Here is a 15,705-nt window from a genome sequence, read left to right as displayed (position 1 = left end):
GGATTCATGCATTACGTTCTCGGGCGTGCTATGCGGAATGTCGCCGTAGCCATACATCCCAACGTGCCCGATGCATCACGAACCTCCGATTGAGTCGTAACACTGCGTCCTGCTTGATGCAGTACCGTAGCTGTCACCGTTAATTCCCCTTGTTTCATTGGTGCAAGAAAATGTACGTTCAGATTTGTTGTCACACAGCCGTCTACTTCCATTGCTGCTGTTGCAACCATACCCATCGCCTGGTCCATCAGTGAAGTCAATACACCCCCATGAATAATCCCCATGGAGTTGGTATGATGTTCGCCTGCTGTCAACGCAATCTGTACTTCTTTTCCGTCTCCTTTAATATAACGACAGCCGAGAAATCCCCAGAATCGTCCGTCTCCGTCTTCCACCATTTTGTCCAAAATACTCATTATTCATTTCTCCTTTATTCACTGTACGTATCAAGCTCTCTTGATGTCATGTGCCTTTATCATTAAAAATCAGCCGCGCCACACAAAATAACCCCACAGCGTGGAGCTTTGCTTGGAATTATATTCCGAGTACTTGGCGATAGCCACTCCACATTAACGGTTATGTAATGTCAAAAAAGGCGCGGACAGCGTCCGCACCCTTCCGTCATTTAACCGCAACTGGTCGGAGGTGAATCCGTTCCAGCCTCCACGTTTACTTTTTCAGAAACCGTATCCCGGATTACAGAGATCACTAGTTGAAGCAAGTAGTTGATGTCGCTCTGGCTCTGCTGGAATTCCGTAACCAATGGAATACTGTCCAGTTCGCTTTGCAGATCTTCAATTTCCTGTTCAATTTTGCTGACCATCTCCACATTTTTGAAGCTTTCAAAAGCAACAATCTCTTTTTGTTTTTTCTTGATCGTTGCAATCAACTGCTGGATGCGCTCATGATCCCGAATTTTGGTTTCAGCCTGTTGAAACTGTCTAACTTCCTCACTCGTTCCGAGCATATCAGCCAATTCTTTGGCTTTTCCCATAATGTCGTCGCGTATGACCAGATTGCGCGTATCGTAGGTTGGCATTCCATAATGGTTGTACTGCACTTCTTCCTGCGCCACTGAAATCGCTCCATTCTATGAGATGATATAAGATGAAAACTCAATGTTGCATTAAGCTCAGTCGACTGCTGAGTGACCGCTGCGGTGTCGGATCGTTCTTTTGATCGCTGTTGTCTCCGAATTTTTTCGATTAAGATTGTTCAAGGTTAAAATTCGGAGACAAAGGCGAACGCTTCGCTTCTACAGAATCGATTCCGTCACCTTCGCTACGCTCGGCGTAACCCCGCTAAGTGCAAAAAATCATTCATCTTATTTGTGTGTGTGTATTACTGATTGGCAGCTACCGGCTCGGAGAGCAGGTTGCCCCTAATATAAAAAGTCATCGGATCGGTGATTTCCACTTGTACGAAAGTACCGATCAAATCTTTAGGTCCTTCAAAATGCACCAGCTTGTTGCTGCGTGTACGTCCTGCCAGAACTTCGGAATTCCGTTTGCTCTCGCCTTCAACGAGCACTTCAACGATTTTGCCGCGTTGCTCTTCATTGCTTCGGTGGCTGTATTCGTTGATCGTTTCGTTCAAGCGCTTCAAACGTTCCTTCTTCACTTCCATCGGTACGTTGTCTTCCATCACTGCAGCCGGTGTACCTTCACGCGGGGAATAAATAAAGGTATAGGCAAAATCATACCCTACTTCACGGACAAGGGAAAGTGTATCTTCAAACTGTTCTTCCGTTTCCCCCGGAAAACCAACAATAATATCCGTTGTCAACACAACATCCGGGATGGCCTTTTTAATTTTGTCAGCCAGCTTCAGATAGTGTTCCCGGTTATACTTGCGGCTCATACGTTTGAGCACTTCTGAACTGCCAGATTGCACCGGAAGATGAATGTGCTCCACCAGATTTCCGCCCTTGGCCAGCACTTCAATCAAGTGGTCATCAAAGTCACGTGGGTGACTGGTTGTAAAACGTACCCGCGGAATATCAATTTGGCGAATGGCATCCATCAAGTCACCAAAACTGTAGTTCAGGTCGGTGAAGTCCTTGCCGTACGCATTCACATTTTGACCAAGCAGCGTGATCTCCTTAAAGCCTTGTCGTGCCAAATCCCTAACTTCGGCAATGACATCTTCAGGACGACGGCTGCGTTCTTTGCCCCGCGTAAACGGAACGATGCAATATGTACAGAACTTGTCGCAGCCATACATAATATTCACCCAGCCGCGCATACCCTCACGTTTCTTCGGCAGGTTCTCAATAATGTCGCCTTCCTTGGACCATACCTCAACAACCATTTCTTTGCTGAACAACGCTTCCTGGATTAGATGTGGCAGTCGATGCACGTTATGTGTACCAAAGATCATATCCACAAAGCCATGCTTCTGCATGATTCGGTTGACGACGCCTTCTTCTTGGGACATACAACCGCATACGCCAAGTAACAATCCCGGACGTTCGAGTTTTAGCGTTTTGAGGTGACCGAGCTCACCAAATACTTTATCTTCCGCATTTTCCCGTATGGCACACGTATTGAGCAGAATAATATCAGCTTCTTTGCGATTCTCTGTAGCCTGATATCCCATAGACTCAAGCAGTCCTTTGATGGTCTCCGAGTCATGCTCGTTCATCTGACATCCATACGTATATACAATATAGTGTTTACCTTTCCCTATGTTTTTCAGTTCATCGGGAACGGCATTTTCGTAAAGCACCTGGACGTCTTCCTTGCCCCGTTGTTTCTCCTGACGATGATTGGGTTCCGATTTGATGTTAATCTCACGGCCCCGGATTCTTATCTTTTTGCTGAATTCATCTTGCGAAATTACTTTGGCATCGGAAAAATCAAAATATTGGGAGTAATCCTTTTTTGAGTCTTTAGCCATTTCCTTCGGTCACTCCTTACAGCCTCTATTAATAAAAAATCGTTCATTCATCCCTGTTCCACAAGAATATCTTGCTTGGAACATTAAAAGAGCATTACAGCAAATTATAGCATGAATTGGGCTGTAGTTCCACATCCAAAGCGCATCTCCCTTCATCTAATCCGAAACATGCCATGCTCAGAAGAGCACTCAGAAAACACAAAAACCTGAGCCTTGCCGTCAGGGCTGGAATTAACCGGCCCCTGTTGGCTGTGCTCAGGTTTATATGTTATTCAGTCCGCCATAATTGGGGGCTGAAGCTATTACATGTTATTAATCGATGATTTCAGCAGTGTCGCCATTACGAGCGCCAGCAGCGTTAGCTTCATCTGTATCAATATGCATGTCCAGTGCAAAAGAATCGGATACACGAGCCAGTACATTTTCCAGTACAAGACCGCGATCTCCACCCAGACGAACTTTCAACATTTGTTTGTCCTCGATACCCCATTTAGCAGCATCAGAAGTATGGAAGTGAATGTGACGAGCAGCAACGATAACACCTTTATCAATCGTAACTTCGCCAGCAGGACCTTTAATTGTGATTCCTGGTGTACCTTCAATGCTTCCAGATTCACGTACAGGTGCTTTAACACCAATCGCAAATGAATCTGTCATGGAGATCTCCAGTTGCGTTTCAGGGCGAACAGGTCCAAGGATACGCACTTTATCAAACTGTCCTTTCGAACCAATTACCGCTACAGTTTCGTTAGCAGCGTATTGGCCAGGCTGGGACAGAGGTTTAAATTCAGTCAGTTCATAACCTTTGCCAAACAAAATTTCAACGTGCTCTTGGGATAAATGAATGTGACGGGCAGATACGCCCACAGGTACTGTTTTACTCATTGTAAATTCACTCCTTGTTTATCTATGGCCTGTACTCAGGCTCTTAACAATCCAATGGTATTATACCCCTTTTTGGAGTGAAATGAAAACGAACTGGTGAAAATTCATGAAATACACTTATTTCACCATCATTCCCCTCCTTTATTTGGAAAACAAGTTTCAATTCAACACATTCAAAGCACACACCAGTTCACTATTTCATGGAATTCCCCTTCATCTGCATCTTCGGATTGCTCTCTGGCAAGTGTTCCCCCAGATAACTCATCGCATTCCCCCACAACCAGCCGCGCACTAAATGTTCATCATAATGCTTGAGCAGGATTTCCGTCAGTCTCGGATAATGTCCTGAATGTTCAAGTCTCTGAATATACGTTGAAATTCCATCAAAATCAGACCCCATCATCAGATGATGCTGCCCGCCGAGAGAACAGATCTCCTCAATATGAGGCAGCAGATCTTCTATACGTACCTCACCCTCCTGCTTTACAAACCAGGGTACAAACGTCAGTCCGATCCGCCCTTCCCGGGCAATGATAGCCTGAATCTGATCGTCTTTCAGATTACGCACATGGGGACATACGCTATAACTGTTGGAATGGGAGGCGATAAAAGGACGTTTGCTCAAGTCAGCCAGTTCCCAGAAACCTTTCTCTGTCAGATGTGACACGTCGAGCAGCATTCCGATTTCATTACACTGGCGCACCAGTTCCTTCCCCTTCTCGGTCAGACCTGCTCCACGCTTCTCCATTACTCCGTCAGCCGCCCAATTGGCATAATTCCACGTTAGTCCAATAATTCGAACGCCCATCTGATAACATAACTCCAGATAGAACAGGTTGCCCTCCAGGCCATCCACACCCTCCAGTGTGATTAATCCCCACGGCCCCCCTGTTTGCCCCATCTGAGCCACCTGTTCACGCCATAACAACGTCTGTGTGCCGCCAGGCCGCTCCTGACTTCTCTCCACACGTCTACGATAGATCTCCAACTGCCCCATGACATGTTCAAACTTGCCTCTGCCAAGCACTTCGGGTAAATAGATGGCGAACGCCTGCAATTCTACATTCCCCTCTTTCAAACGTTGCAAGTTCACATCCAGTTGTGGAGCATTTTCAAATGAAAGGGCAGGCTGCATCAAAATTTTGCTCAGTGCATCACAGTGAAAATCAGCTACACGCCAATCAGACATGGACATCTTAAACCCTCCTCAATATGTGATTGCAAAAAAAACGCAAAAAAACCTGTCTACATCGTAAACAGGTTCAATGCATACTGCATGTATTATCTGGGCTCCACAATCAGCTTAATGGCCGTTCGGTCCTCGCCGTCGATCACAATGTCTGTAAAAGCTGGAATACAAATCAGGTCAACTCCGCTTGGTGCTACAAATCCCCGGGCTATCGCTACCGCTTTAATGGCTTGGTTCAGTGCTCCCGCTCCAATTGCCTGCAGTTCAGCATTTCCACGTTCACGAAGAACCCCTGCAAGAGCGCCGGCTACAGAATTAGGATTGGACTTTGCTGAAACTTTTAATACATCCATGGTAAGTACCTCCCTGGGAATGTTGAAAGTTTGTTTCCACTTACTAGATGTTATTCGCGGGAGGCAAAAAAATTCCTTCTTTTTAGACGGGTTTCCCTGCAAATTGGGACAATACCCCTATTCCATGCGCCACTCGTCCTCCGTCAGACGAATTTTTTCGATGCGTGTTGCCGCACCTGTGGCTTCATCAATTTCAACAAAAACACCGTGGAAGTGCCATTTGCCATCATCTACAACGAAACGTACAGGTAGCTGGGTGTAGAACTTACGCAGCACGGCCTCACGCTCCATACCCAATATGCCGTCACGAGGTCCTACCATGCCCGCATCCGTCAAGTAAGCTGTTCCTCCAGGCAAAATCCGATCATCATTACTCTGTACATGCGTATGTGTACCTACAACAAGAGACGCACGTCCATCCAGATGCCATCCCATGGCAATCTTTTCTGACGTCGCTTCAGCATGCATATCGACCAAAATACATTTATGGTCTTGGCGCAGCTCATCTACAATTTCATCAGCTACACGGAATGGACAATCCAGAGCAGGCAGGAACGTTCTTCCTTGAAGATTGACAATCGCTAGCTCTTTCCCTTCGCCTTTGACAACCGTGTACCCTCGTCCTGGTGTGCCTGGTGGAAAGTTCGCTGGACGAATCATGCGGGGCTCATCATCTATAAAATCAAAAATATCCTTATTGTCCCAAGTATGATTACCAAGTGTAATACCATGTACACCCCAGTTGAAAAACTCATTTGCGATTGCACCGGTAATGCCACGACCTGCTGCCGCATTTTCACCATTTACAATCACCACATGTGGCTTATACTTCGATTTCAGGTACGGTAAATTTTCCTTTAATGCCTTACGTCCCACGTTACCTACAATGTCACCAATAAACAAAACTTTCATTGATTACTGCCTCCTCAATTCCTGCAAAGTCCTCTTACTTCAAATGTTGAACCTTTGCAGGACTCTATCTCATGCTCCATAATGTGTAGTTGTCTTTTAACAGGCTATCAACAGGAAAAGTGGCCCACTACTGCGGCCACTTTTCCGTAATGCTCTATTTTGCGTATTCAACCGCACGGGTTTCCCGGATGACGGTGACTTTGATGTGACCCGGATAGTCGAGTTCATTCTCAATCATCTTCGTGATGTCACGGGCTAAGCGGAAGGCTTCAGCATCATCGATCTTCTCAGGCTGTACCATAACGCGAACTTCGCGTCCGGCCTGAATGGCATACGATTTCTCGACACCTTCGAAGGACTCTGAGATTTCTTCCAGCTTCTCCAGTCGTTTGATATACGTTTCCAGCGTTTCGCGGCGTGCGCCTGGTCTTGCTGCGGAGAGCGCATCTGCTGCGCCAACCAACATGGCAATGACCGAAGTCGCTTCGCAATCTCCGTGATGGGACGCGATACTGTTGATTACAACCGGATGTTCTTTGTATTTCTTCGCCAGTTCCACGCCAATTTCGACGTGTGATCCTTCCACTTCGTGATCCAGCGCTTTACCGATGTCATGCAATAGACCTGCACGTCTTGCCAGAGTTACGTCTTCTCCCAGTTCGCCAGCCATCAGTCCAGCCAGATAAGCGACTTCCATGGAATGTTTCAAGACGTTCTGACCGTAACTTGTACGGAACTTCAACCGGCCCAAAATTTTGATCAGATCCGGATGCAGACCATGCACGCCCACTTCAAAGGTAGCTTGCTCACCGTATTCACGGATGCGCTCATCCACTTCTTTACGGGATTTCTCAACCATCTCTTCAATCCGTGCCGGGTGAATACGTCCATCAGCCACCAGTTTCTCCAGGGCAGTACGGGCGATTTCACGGCGAATCGGGTCAAAGCCCGACAGAATAACAGCTTCTGGCGTATCATCGATAATGAGGTCAATCCCTGTAAGGGTTTCAAGCGCACGGATGTTACGTCCTTCACGACCGATAATCCGGCCTTTCATTTCTTCATTTGGCAGGGTAACAACAGATACCGTTGTTTCCGCTACGTGGTCAGCCGCACAGCGTTGGATGGCGAGTGTAATAATCTCGCGGGACTTTTTGTCCGCTTCTTCCTTCGCTTGTTGTTCAATGTCCTTGATCATTTGAGCCGTCTCATGACGAACTTCCTGTTCTACGTTGGACAGTATGATACTGCGTGCGTCTTCCATGGTGAGGTTGGATATACGTTCCAACTCTGTCACCTGGTTTTTGTAAATCATTTCGATCTGCTGCTGAGTCTCATCAATTCGTTTCTCTTTGTTAGCCACTTGCTCTTCTTTACGTTCGAGTGATTCCAATTTTTTATCCAGCGACTCTTCTTTTTGCAACAATCGTCTTTCTTGTCGTTGAATTTCATTCCGACGTTCACGAGTGTCTTTTTCAGCTTCAGCGCGAATGCGATGGATTTCATCCTTCGCTTCCAGCACCGTTTCTTTCTTCAGTGCTTCTGCCTCTTTCTTCGCGTTCTCCACGATTTGTACGGCAGCTTGTTCCGCACTAGAGATTTTAGCCTCTGCAAGAGATTTGCGAATAAAATATCCTACTCCGAACCCAATGAATAGCGCGGCTGCAACGAGAGCGATCGTGATTGCAATTTCCATACTGTTCACCTCCTCGTTGGTTCCTCCAAGGCATTCCTTGGGTCAATTTGCAGTTTTCAAACCTTACATATGTTTGGGAATAACGAATACTCACGGCGATCCCCCGCCGATTTTCATTTCACATGTACATGTTTCCACGTACTATTCACTGTTTCCAGCGAACCCATAATTAAGAATGGTATAAATCTTAAGAAACCGAAACCGCTTTTTTGGAAGGAAAAAGGGTTGTCCATTTCTTACAGACTCATGTCCATTTTAGTATTTGACGAAAGAAATTGTCAAGAGAATGCAGTATAGAGACTCTAGTCTGCTAATCCCATAACAACGCTTCGTCATCTTCAGGGTCCCCAGCCTCATCTTCTTCAATTAAACAATTCACGACCCGGCGCACCATATCCATTGAAAAACCACGTCTCATTAGGAAGGGAAGCGTTTTATTTTTCTTCTCTTTGACGTCCCCTTTGACCTGATTCCATTTTTTGCGTCCGGCACTCAAGGCAGTCTCAAATTCCGCATCTGTACTGATCCCTTCTAGTGCCTCAACAATGAGATCATTGGCAATGCCCTTTTGACGCAGCTCTTGCCTTATCCACAGTTTTCCCTTCCGCTTGCCCTCCATACGCTGTCTTGTCCATTCCTTCGCAAATAGATCGTCATCCACCAGGTTCTCCCGCTCAAGCCGATCCAGCGCCTCTTCAATCAAAGGTGCAGCAAACTCCTTCTGACGAAGTTTCTGACTTAATTCATGGCGCGTACGTGGCTTATGCTCCAAAAAACGCAGAGACTGTGCATACGTCCGCTGTCGCTCATCAGCTAGAATGATATCTTCCAGATCCTTCTTCATAAACGTATTACCTTGAGTCATCCTGTATTTAATCATCACATCTTCAAGAACCGTAATGGAGTGGATGCCAAAAGTGATTCGATAACGAGCTTGCCTGCTCTTCGTTCGTTCTACACGTGTAATAATAAGTTCTTCGTTGTCCGGAAATTGGGATAGGCCATCCTGTTCTGCTTCTTCATATAAATCCTCGTCATGTTGATCCATTCTGGTCTCCCCTTTCATAACATTTTCATTCTGACTACGCCAAGCACATCTTCACATAACACAAAGAACACCAATAATACAAAAGACCGGGAACTCTGCCCGGCCTTTACTCCATAGTTAGCGTGCTAACAGCCCCTGTCCATTGGGACAGGGGCTGTTAGACAGCACGAGTACTCCCACTACAATCCATTATCCAGATTGATCCAAGCTCAATCAGATAAGTTTACGGAGTCCAGTGGGGAACACCCTCAGGGTCCTCCCTACAAGGGAGGTTTTGAGAGATTACTCGTTGATTTCAAACAATTCTTGTTCTTCTGCTGCTTCTTTTTGTTGCTCTTCACTCGTTGGCGCAGGAACTGCAGTAACCAAGTTACTGGCTACACGAATTTTTTGTTCAATGATGTCAGCAATATCTTTATGCTCTTTCATGAACTGCTTTGCGTTCTCACGACCTTGTCCTAAACGCTCGCCTTCGTAGGAGTACCAAGCACCACTTTTATTAACGATGTCCAGCTCTGTACCAATGTCAATGATACTGCCTTCTCTCGAAATACCCTCGCCATACATGATATCCACTTCCGCTTGTTTAAACGGAGGTGCCACTTTGTTTTTCACAACTTTAATACGAGTACGGTTACCAATCATGTCATTGCCTGATTTGATACTCTCAATACGACGCACATCCAGACGTACTGTGGAATAAAACTTCAGAGCACGACCACCAGGTGTTGTTTCCGGGTTACCAAACATAACGCCGACTTTCTCACGAAGCTGGTTAATGAAGATTGCGATTGTTTTGGATTTGCTGATTGCACCAGACAGTTTACGCAGCGCCTGAGACATCAAACGCGCTTGCAAACCAACGTGTGAATCGCCCATTTCGCCTTCAATCTCTGCTTTTGGAACCAATGCGGCTACAGAGTCAATAACGACGATATCTACTGCACCACTGCGTACAAGAGCTTCTGCAATTTCCAACCCTTGCTCACCCGTATCTGGCTGAGACAGAAGCAATTCATCAATATTAACACCAAGTTTGCTTGCGTACTGTGGGTCAAGAGCATGCTCGGCATCGATAAATGCAGCTTGTCCACCCGCTCTTTGTACTTCAGCGATAGCATGCAATGCTACGGTTGTTTTACCAGAGGATTCAGGTCCATATATTTCAACAATACGGCCTTTAGGCAAGCCGCCTGTTCCTAATGCAATATCCAAAGCCAAGGAACCACTGGGAATAATTTCCACATTCATATGAGTGGACTCACCCAGTTTCATGATGGATCCTTTACCAAATTGCTTCTCTATTTGACGGAGCGCCATATCAAGCGCGGCACGACGGTCTGACAATAAGCTCACACCCTTTACTGTTTATAAGATAATGATACCTTGTTTTAACACGTTTGCCAAGCTTTTTTTCGAACATACATTCGTTTTTTTTGTAAAGGCCGAGGCGCCTCTTCCTCAAGGAAACTTTCCATTAAACAGAAAAAAGAACCGTAAACAAGGCTGTAAAGCCTAATTCTACGGTTCTTCCGTCTTCCTTAATTATACTTGCTTGGAACTGTAAATGCAATCGAAGCTATTAACTAATCAATCCATCGCCACAAGTTTTTGCCATAAGCGATATAGAATTGCTTTGGCTGAACGAATGCGAACAGTCTCGCGATTACCATTAATACGTAGCTCATGGATTTCCGTCTCTTTTCCACGTTCTGCAAGAGCAATGAAGACAAGTCCGGGTGGTTTGCGTTCCGAATATCCCGGTCCAGCTACACCGGTAACAGCCAAGCCAAAATCAGCATCGCCAATCATGCGGATCTGCTCAGCAAGCACTTTTGCAACCTCAGGACTTACCGCCCCAGGTGCATCTTCACCCTCCAGATAATCATGAGGCACATTCAGCAGCTTTTCTTTAATTTCATTGGAGTAACAAACAATACCACCTTTGAGCATTGATGCACTTCCGGGTACAGAGGTCAGACTCTGCATGACAAGCCCTCCTGTACAGCTCTCAGCAGCGCTGAGCGTCAGCCCCATGTCAGACATCATAGTTACAATCGTGTACTCTATAGGCACATCCTCGTTCGCGTAGAGATGTTCTGTCAAACGTTCCCGAATCTGAACCTCCATCGCATCCAGCTTCAGCTTCGCCTCTCCCTCACTCGCAGCCTTTGTGGAGACACGTACCGTAACTTCGCCTTCGCTCGCGTAAGGAGCAATCGTAGGGTCTGTCTGCGCGTCAATCAGATCCAGAAGTCGATCTTCAAGAGCAGATTCACCAATACCTGCGAATTTGAGCATTCGGGAATAGATCGGCATCTCTTCTGTGAGTACATGCTGGAACAGCCAAGGTTTGACTTCCTGTTCAAACATTGGAATCAACTCTTTAGGTGGTCCAGGCATCACAACATAATATTTGTCATTGTCAGAAATCGCATTTCCTGCCGCAAGGCCCGTTTCATTGGCCAGAGGTGTTCCGCCATCAATAACGATCGCCTGACGTCGGTTATTCTCTGTCATATCCACATTACGATCTCTGAAAAAGCTCTCAATTTTGTCCATTGCCATTCGATCTGTATGCAGTTTCCGGTTAAGAACAGCTGCGAGCGCATCCTTGGTCAGATCATCTTGTGTAGGTCCGATGCCACCGGAAAATAAAATAACGTCTGCACGGCTCTGCGCAATACGAATAGCTTCACTAAGTCGGTTCAGGTTATCCCCAACCACCGTTTGGAAATATACATCGATCCCCATCGCAGCCAATTCACGGGATAGGTATCTGGCATTGGTATTGACGATTTGTCCAAGCAGTAGCTCTGTGCCAACTGCAATGATTTCTGCCTTCATTGAGCATCCTCCTGTACACGTGGTGAGTGATCAAAGGGCAATAGGATAATTTCCTATTGCCCCTGACCCAATGCTTCCTTCATGATTACCCAATTAAGAACAAACCATTATGCTTTTGTTAAATGAAGCAGGTTTTTGTTTTTAATAAAGTAATCGATACCCGACCAGATGGTAATAAGCGCTGCTGCCCATACCGCGATAATATCGACGTGAATACCCGTGTATGAAAACGGGAAATTGTTCAACAGCAACAGCACAATCGCCACAATCTGCACTACAGTCTTCAGCTTGCCCCAAGCACTGGCGGCAACAACCGAACCATCCAGCAATGCAATTTGACGCAAGCCGGTAACTGCAAATTCACGACTAATAATGACAACTGCAATCCAGGAATCCAGCTTGCCCATCTCCACAAGCGAGATCAAAACTGCAGTAACCAGCAACTTGTCTGCGAGTGGATCGAGCAGTTTCCCCAGATTGGTAACCATGTTATTTTTCCGCGCAAGGTATCCGTCAATTCCATCTGTGCTTGCGGCGATGATAAAAATAACAGCAGCAATCAGTTGATTATACGGAAGCGACAAGCTTCCAAGCTGCAACGGCTCTGGATAAAATGGAAAATCCACGAGCAGGAACACCATCAAAAAAGGGATTAAGCAAATTCGTGCAAGCGTAATCCGGTTGGGTAAATTCACAAGACGCCCTCCCTCATATCCTCCATTACTCCAAACAATCATCATAATCCCGTTATCATCATCCGGAACATGAAATGTACAGTATCAATGTCAATCCATATTAACATGATCCCACTATGTAGAAACGCAAAAAATAAAGTCAACCGCTCAAAAGCAAAACGCTTTAAACGTTCCGGTGACTTCCAGAAGATGTACTGCTTTTCACAAAGTCAGCAAACGATGAGGACTGGACTTGATGCTTGACTGCCAGCAATGCACACTTAGTATAATATACGCCCAATACCGTGTCAAAAAACACTTTTGCTACAAAAAAACCTTATTACTTGAAATTTGTATATTGCAAATCCAGAGGCAGGTTAGCACCATTTAGCAACTGCATGACAGCTTGCAAATCATTTTTACTCTTACCAGTTACCCGAAGTTGATCTCCCTGAATCTGACTCTTCACCTTCATCTTGGAATCCCGAATCAGGATATTGATTTTCTTGGCGATATCCTGATCAATCCCCTGTTTAAAATTCAAACGCTGGCGGACTGTACCAGAAGACGCTGGCTCTACCTTTGCGTAATCAATGTTTTTCAATGGTAAACCACGCTTCGCCATTTTGGATTGAAGCACGTCAATGACAGCCTTGAGTTTGGTTTCATCATCAGATACGATCGTTAACGCATCCTTATCCAGTTTCAGGCTGCTCTTGCTGCCCTTGAAGTCATAACGAGCGCCAATTTCTTTCTCGGTTTGTGTAACGGCATTTGTCAGTTCTTGCAAGTCCATTTTGGACACGATATCAAATGAATTTTCTGAGCTCAAACCAGTCACCCTTTCAGTTAATCGTATGTTCTGTAACATTATAGAGGATACCTTAAGCAAAAGTCTAATTTCAAGCTGTTTTTCACAAAGAAAAAAGCATTTTTGGCTTCCACTTCAAGTGGTTGCCAAAAATGCTTGCTGGTCCAGCTTCCAACCTAATAGCGGCTGCGGTTGGGCTGTCTGAACATATCGAGCACACCCAAAAGTACATGTGCAAGTCCAAAACCCAATATTCCGTAACCCCAAGCACTTGGAGTCAGGTAATAACCCAGGAGGCTGACAATGATCCCTAAACCTGTTACGATCCAGCTGACTGTCACAGCCATCCACCTCACTTCACCAAAAGTTAACTGCAAGTTAAGACACGATTATTGTCTCCTGCAGTTGACCCGGTTATTCGCTACCCGTGGTACCCCCTGTACCGTCCGTTGATCCATTTTCAACACCTGTGGAAGAAGTAGTGCCACTACTATCTTCACCAAGCTTCAAACGAATCCGATTGGTCGCCTTGCCATCCGTTACAACCTGCCCGCCAACCTCAATCGTGGTCGCTGCAGCGTAACCGGACTTAATATACATGCCTGTACTATCGAGCTCAAAGGTATAGCTGTCACCTTCGGCTGTGTTACCATACTCCAACTTCTCTCCACTGGAGTTTTCGCCTTTGTACACTTCCAGCCAGCTATGACCTGTGGCTTTGATCGTAACCGTTACAGGTTGCCCTGCACTACCGTTAACTTTAAAGTTCGTAATATTTCCTGATTTCCCATCTTCTGCAACACTCACATTAGATGGTGAATTGTCAGTTGGTTCTTCCTCAGTTTCATCCGTCTGTCCGTCCGTTTGGCCATCAGTTTGACCGTCCGTCTGTCCTTCAGTGTCTGTACCGCCACCGTTACCGCCAGCGTCGCCCTCACCAGTACCGTCAGTACCTGAGTCTGTCGCAGGCGGATTAGATGCCTGTCCGTTGTCGGCAGGTGGATCCGGTTTATCCTCAGGCTGTTGTTGACTGTCTGTAATTTTGACCTGATCAAGACCCGGATTATCTGATTCATCACCATTGTTATACACCACGTATACATACAACAGTACTACGATCAAAACAGGGAATGTCCACATCAACGCGACAGACATCCACCGATTACTACGCTCAACCGGACGGCTGGAACGCTTCTGAATAACCGGTTCCATCGTTGCTTCCGTCTCTTCTTCGGGTACGTCTTTTTTGTGTCCCTCCAGCAGCTCATCAGGGTTCAGTCCCACGGTCTCCGCATAGGTTTTGATGAAAGCACGCACATAGAAGCTACCCGGCAGCACTTTATAGTCTCCTGCTTCTATGGCCTCCAGATACCTCTTGCGAATTTTTGTCATTTCCTGTACATCGTCAAGACTCATCCCTTTTTGCAGCCGGGCCTCCCTTAACTGCTGACCCAGTTCAGACATGCCATCTCCTCCTTATGTTTATCTCTTGAGTTGTTGCTAATCTATTCCATGATTCCGTACGGTTCCTTACAATTCATCGGTGTAGCTAGCCGTAAACGTATCATAAATAATCTCTTCATTGGGAATGTTACGCAATTCAATAATAATATCAAAATCATTAAAATCATATTCGGATTCCTGTACAAAAATATCCGGATGTTCAATAACTTTGGTGCTAGGCATGGACATAATATCCTGCAACAGGTTGTAATGCCGCTCACTGGAACGAATCGTACTTACAATTCCGTCAATGATGAAGACATTGTTCGGGTTCAATTCGTCTTCGGACATTTGACTCCTTATCGTCTGACGAAGAAGTGTGGAGGAAACAAACGTCCATCGCTTCATTGCACATACGCTGCCCGCAATAATAGACTCCGTTTTGCCAACACGAGGCATTCCGCGCAAACCGATGACCTGATTGCCTTCCCTCTTAAATACTTCACCCAAAAAGTCCACAAGTAACCCAAGTTCATCTCGTGTGAAACGAAATGTCTTGCGATCATCCGAGTCACGGTCAATGTATCTGCCATGACGTACGGCCAAAATATCCACCAATTTAGGTTGCCGCAAAGCCGATACGGTGATGCTGTTTACTTTGCCAAGCATTTCACCAAGCAAACGGATTTTTTCATCATCATCCGATTCAAGCAACATGCCTCGAGTTTTGCCTTCAACACCGTTAATGGTCAATATATTCACTTCAAGCATCCCCAGCATAGAGGCAATATCGCCTAACAAACCGGGTCTGTTCTTATGTATTTTATATTCCATGTACCATTGTTTAGATTCCATTTCAACACCCCGTAATGCATTATTCCCCATTATTCGACAGCAACAGAACATATCCACTGGACAACAATCTGAGACATCTTCTAAAAATGGGTCA

The 15,705-nt window shown here is 45.7% G+C and carries 16 protein-coding genes; all 16 read right to left on the bottom strand.

The features are described from left to right. Positions 1-11 precede the first annotated feature (11 nt). On the bottom strand, positions 12-416 hold the full coding sequence (locus AC1DE7_RS05290; protein WP_036609249.1) for a PaaI family thioesterase: 405 nt from the start codon (positions 414-416) through the stop codon (positions 12-14). 209 nt (positions 417-625) lie between these two features. Continuing rightward, entirely contained in the window at positions 626-1,039 is a 414-nt protein-coding gene (locus AC1DE7_RS05285; protein WP_197997748.1) for a YlbF/YmcA family competence regulator, read from the bottom strand. A 302-nt stretch (positions 1,040-1,341) separates the two neighbouring features. Further along, positions 1,342-2,898 (bottom strand): tRNA (N6-isopentenyl adenosine(37)-C2)-methylthiotransferase MiaB, encoded by a 1,557-nt coding sequence (miaB, locus tag AC1DE7_RS05280; RefSeq protein WP_036609253.1) that lies wholly within the window; start codon positions 2,896-2,898, stop codon positions 1,342-1,344. Positions 2,899-3,210: 312 nt separating this feature from the next. Then, positions 3,211-3,783 (bottom strand): phosphate propanoyltransferase, encoded by a 573-nt coding sequence (gene pduL / locus AC1DE7_RS05275; protein ID WP_477533850.1) that lies wholly within the window; start codon positions 3,781-3,783, stop codon positions 3,211-3,213. A gap of 193 nt (positions 3,784-3,976) precedes the next feature. Then, the gene (locus AC1DE7_RS05270; RefSeq protein ID WP_477533849.1) at positions 3,977-4,978 is read right to left on the bottom strand and encodes a dipeptidase; all 1,002 of its coding nucleotides are present in this window, start codon (positions 4,976-4,978) and stop codon (positions 3,977-3,979) included. 86 nt (positions 4,979-5,064) lie between these two features. Continuing rightward, positions 5,065-5,325, bottom strand: coding sequence for a stage V sporulation protein S (locus AC1DE7_RS05265; protein ID WP_007430104.1), 261 nt, complete (start codon positions 5,323-5,325; stop codon positions 5,065-5,067). Between the two features lie 117 nt (positions 5,326-5,442). Then, positions 5,443-6,237 carry a TIGR00282 family metallophosphoesterase gene (locus AC1DE7_RS05260; RefSeq protein ID WP_036609256.1) on the bottom strand — a complete coding sequence of 265 codons (795 nt, stop codon included), beginning with the start codon at positions 6,235-6,237 and terminating at the stop codon, positions 5,443-5,445. Between the two features lie 154 nt (positions 6,238-6,391). Further along, positions 6,392-7,933 (bottom strand): ribonuclease Y, encoded by a 1,542-nt coding sequence (gene rny, locus AC1DE7_RS05255; RefSeq protein WP_036670418.1) that lies wholly within the window; start codon positions 7,931-7,933, stop codon positions 6,392-6,394. A gap of 310 nt (positions 7,934-8,243) precedes the next feature. Next, entirely contained in the window at positions 8,244-8,981 is a 738-nt protein-coding gene (locus AC1DE7_RS05250) for a regulatory protein RecX (protein WP_074094594.1), read from the bottom strand. Positions 8,982-9,263: 282 nt separating this feature from the next. Then, the gene (gene recA / locus AC1DE7_RS05245; RefSeq protein WP_036609261.1) at positions 9,264-10,328 is read right to left on the bottom strand and encodes a recombinase RecA; all 1,065 of its coding nucleotides are present in this window, start codon (positions 10,326-10,328) and stop codon (positions 9,264-9,266) included. 243 nt (positions 10,329-10,571) lie between these two features. Then, a complete protein-coding gene (locus AC1DE7_RS05240) occupies positions 10,572-11,828 on the bottom strand; it encodes a competence/damage-inducible protein A (RefSeq protein WP_036670416.1) in 1,257 nt (418 codons plus the stop codon). 107 nt (positions 11,829-11,935) lie between these two features. Beyond that, positions 11,936-12,523, bottom strand: coding sequence for a CDP-diacylglycerol--glycerol-3-phosphate 3-phosphatidyltransferase (pgsA, locus tag AC1DE7_RS05235; protein ID WP_017689114.1), 588 nt, complete (start codon positions 12,521-12,523; stop codon positions 11,936-11,938). A 319-nt stretch (positions 12,524-12,842) separates the two neighbouring features. Then, entirely contained in the window at positions 12,843-13,334 is a 492-nt protein-coding gene (locus AC1DE7_RS05230) for a YajQ family cyclic di-GMP-binding protein (protein ID WP_047842512.1), read from the bottom strand. A 155-nt stretch (positions 13,335-13,489) separates the two neighbouring features. Next, positions 13,490-13,690 (bottom strand): hypothetical protein, encoded by a 201-nt coding sequence (locus AC1DE7_RS05225; RefSeq protein ID WP_133384340.1) that lies wholly within the window; start codon positions 13,688-13,690, stop codon positions 13,490-13,492. A gap of 37 nt (positions 13,691-13,727) precedes the next feature. Beyond that, positions 13,728-14,777, bottom strand: a complete 1,050-nt coding sequence (locus AC1DE7_RS05220) for a helix-turn-helix domain-containing protein (protein ID WP_315372372.1) — start codon at positions 14,775-14,777, stop codon at positions 13,728-13,730. A gap of 66 nt (positions 14,778-14,843) precedes the next feature. Beyond that, a complete protein-coding gene (locus AC1DE7_RS05215) occupies positions 14,844-15,611 on the bottom strand; it encodes a DUF3388 domain-containing protein (RefSeq protein WP_036609270.1) in 768 nt (255 codons plus the stop codon). Between the last annotated feature and the right edge of the window lie 94 nt (positions 15,612-15,705).

This window comes from Paenibacillus sp. 10L310, from assembly GCF_056395745.1.
Note: the sequence above shows the minus strand (reverse complement) of the source record. Positions and strands in the feature narration are given on the sequence as shown.

What these genes read in the sequence shown, in the direction of transcription:
- miaB (WP_036609253.1), bottom strand. Translation starts at nt 2,898, where the DNA reads ATGGCTAAAGACTCAAAAAAGGATTACTCCCAATATTTTGATTTTTCC.
- AC1DE7_RS05285 (WP_197997748.1), bottom strand. Translation starts at nt 1,039, where the DNA reads ATGCCAACCTACGATACGCGCAATCTGGTCATACGCGACGACATTATG.
- AC1DE7_RS05215 (WP_036609270.1), bottom strand. Translation starts at nt 15,611, where the DNA reads ATGGAATCTAAACAATGGTACATGGAATATAAAATACATAAGAACAGA.
- AC1DE7_RS05250 (WP_074094594.1), bottom strand. Translation starts at nt 8,981, where the DNA reads ATGGATCAACATGACGAGGATTTATATGAAGAAGCAGAACAGGATGGC.
- AC1DE7_RS05240 (WP_036670416.1), bottom strand. Translation starts at nt 11,828, where the DNA reads ATGAAGGCAGAAATCATTGCAGTTGGCACAGAGCTACTGCTTGGACAA.
- AC1DE7_RS05270 (WP_477533849.1), bottom strand. Translation starts at nt 4,978, where the DNA reads ATGTCCATGTCTGATTGGCGTGTAGCTGATTTTCACTGTGATGCACTG.
- rny (WP_036670418.1), bottom strand. Translation starts at nt 7,933, where the DNA reads ATGGAAATTGCAATCACGATCGCTCTCGTTGCAGCCGCGCTATTCATT.
- AC1DE7_RS05265 (WP_007430104.1), bottom strand. Translation starts at nt 5,325, where the DNA reads ATGGATGTATTAAAAGTTTCAGCAAAGTCCAATCCTAATTCTGTAGCC.
- AC1DE7_RS05260 (WP_036609256.1), bottom strand. Translation starts at nt 6,237, where the DNA reads ATGAAAGTTTTGTTTATTGGTGACATTGTAGGTAACGTGGGACGTAAG.
- AC1DE7_RS05220 (WP_315372372.1), bottom strand. Translation starts at nt 14,777, where the DNA reads ATGTCTGAACTGGGTCAGCAGTTAAGGGAGGCCCGGCTGCAAAAAGGG.
- pduL (WP_477533850.1), bottom strand. Translation starts at nt 3,783, where the DNA reads ATGAGTAAAACAGTACCTGTGGGCGTATCTGCCCGTCACATTCATTTA.
- AC1DE7_RS05290 (WP_036609249.1), bottom strand. Translation starts at nt 416, where the DNA reads ATGAGTATTTTGGACAAAATGGTGGAAGACGGAGACGGACGATTCTGG.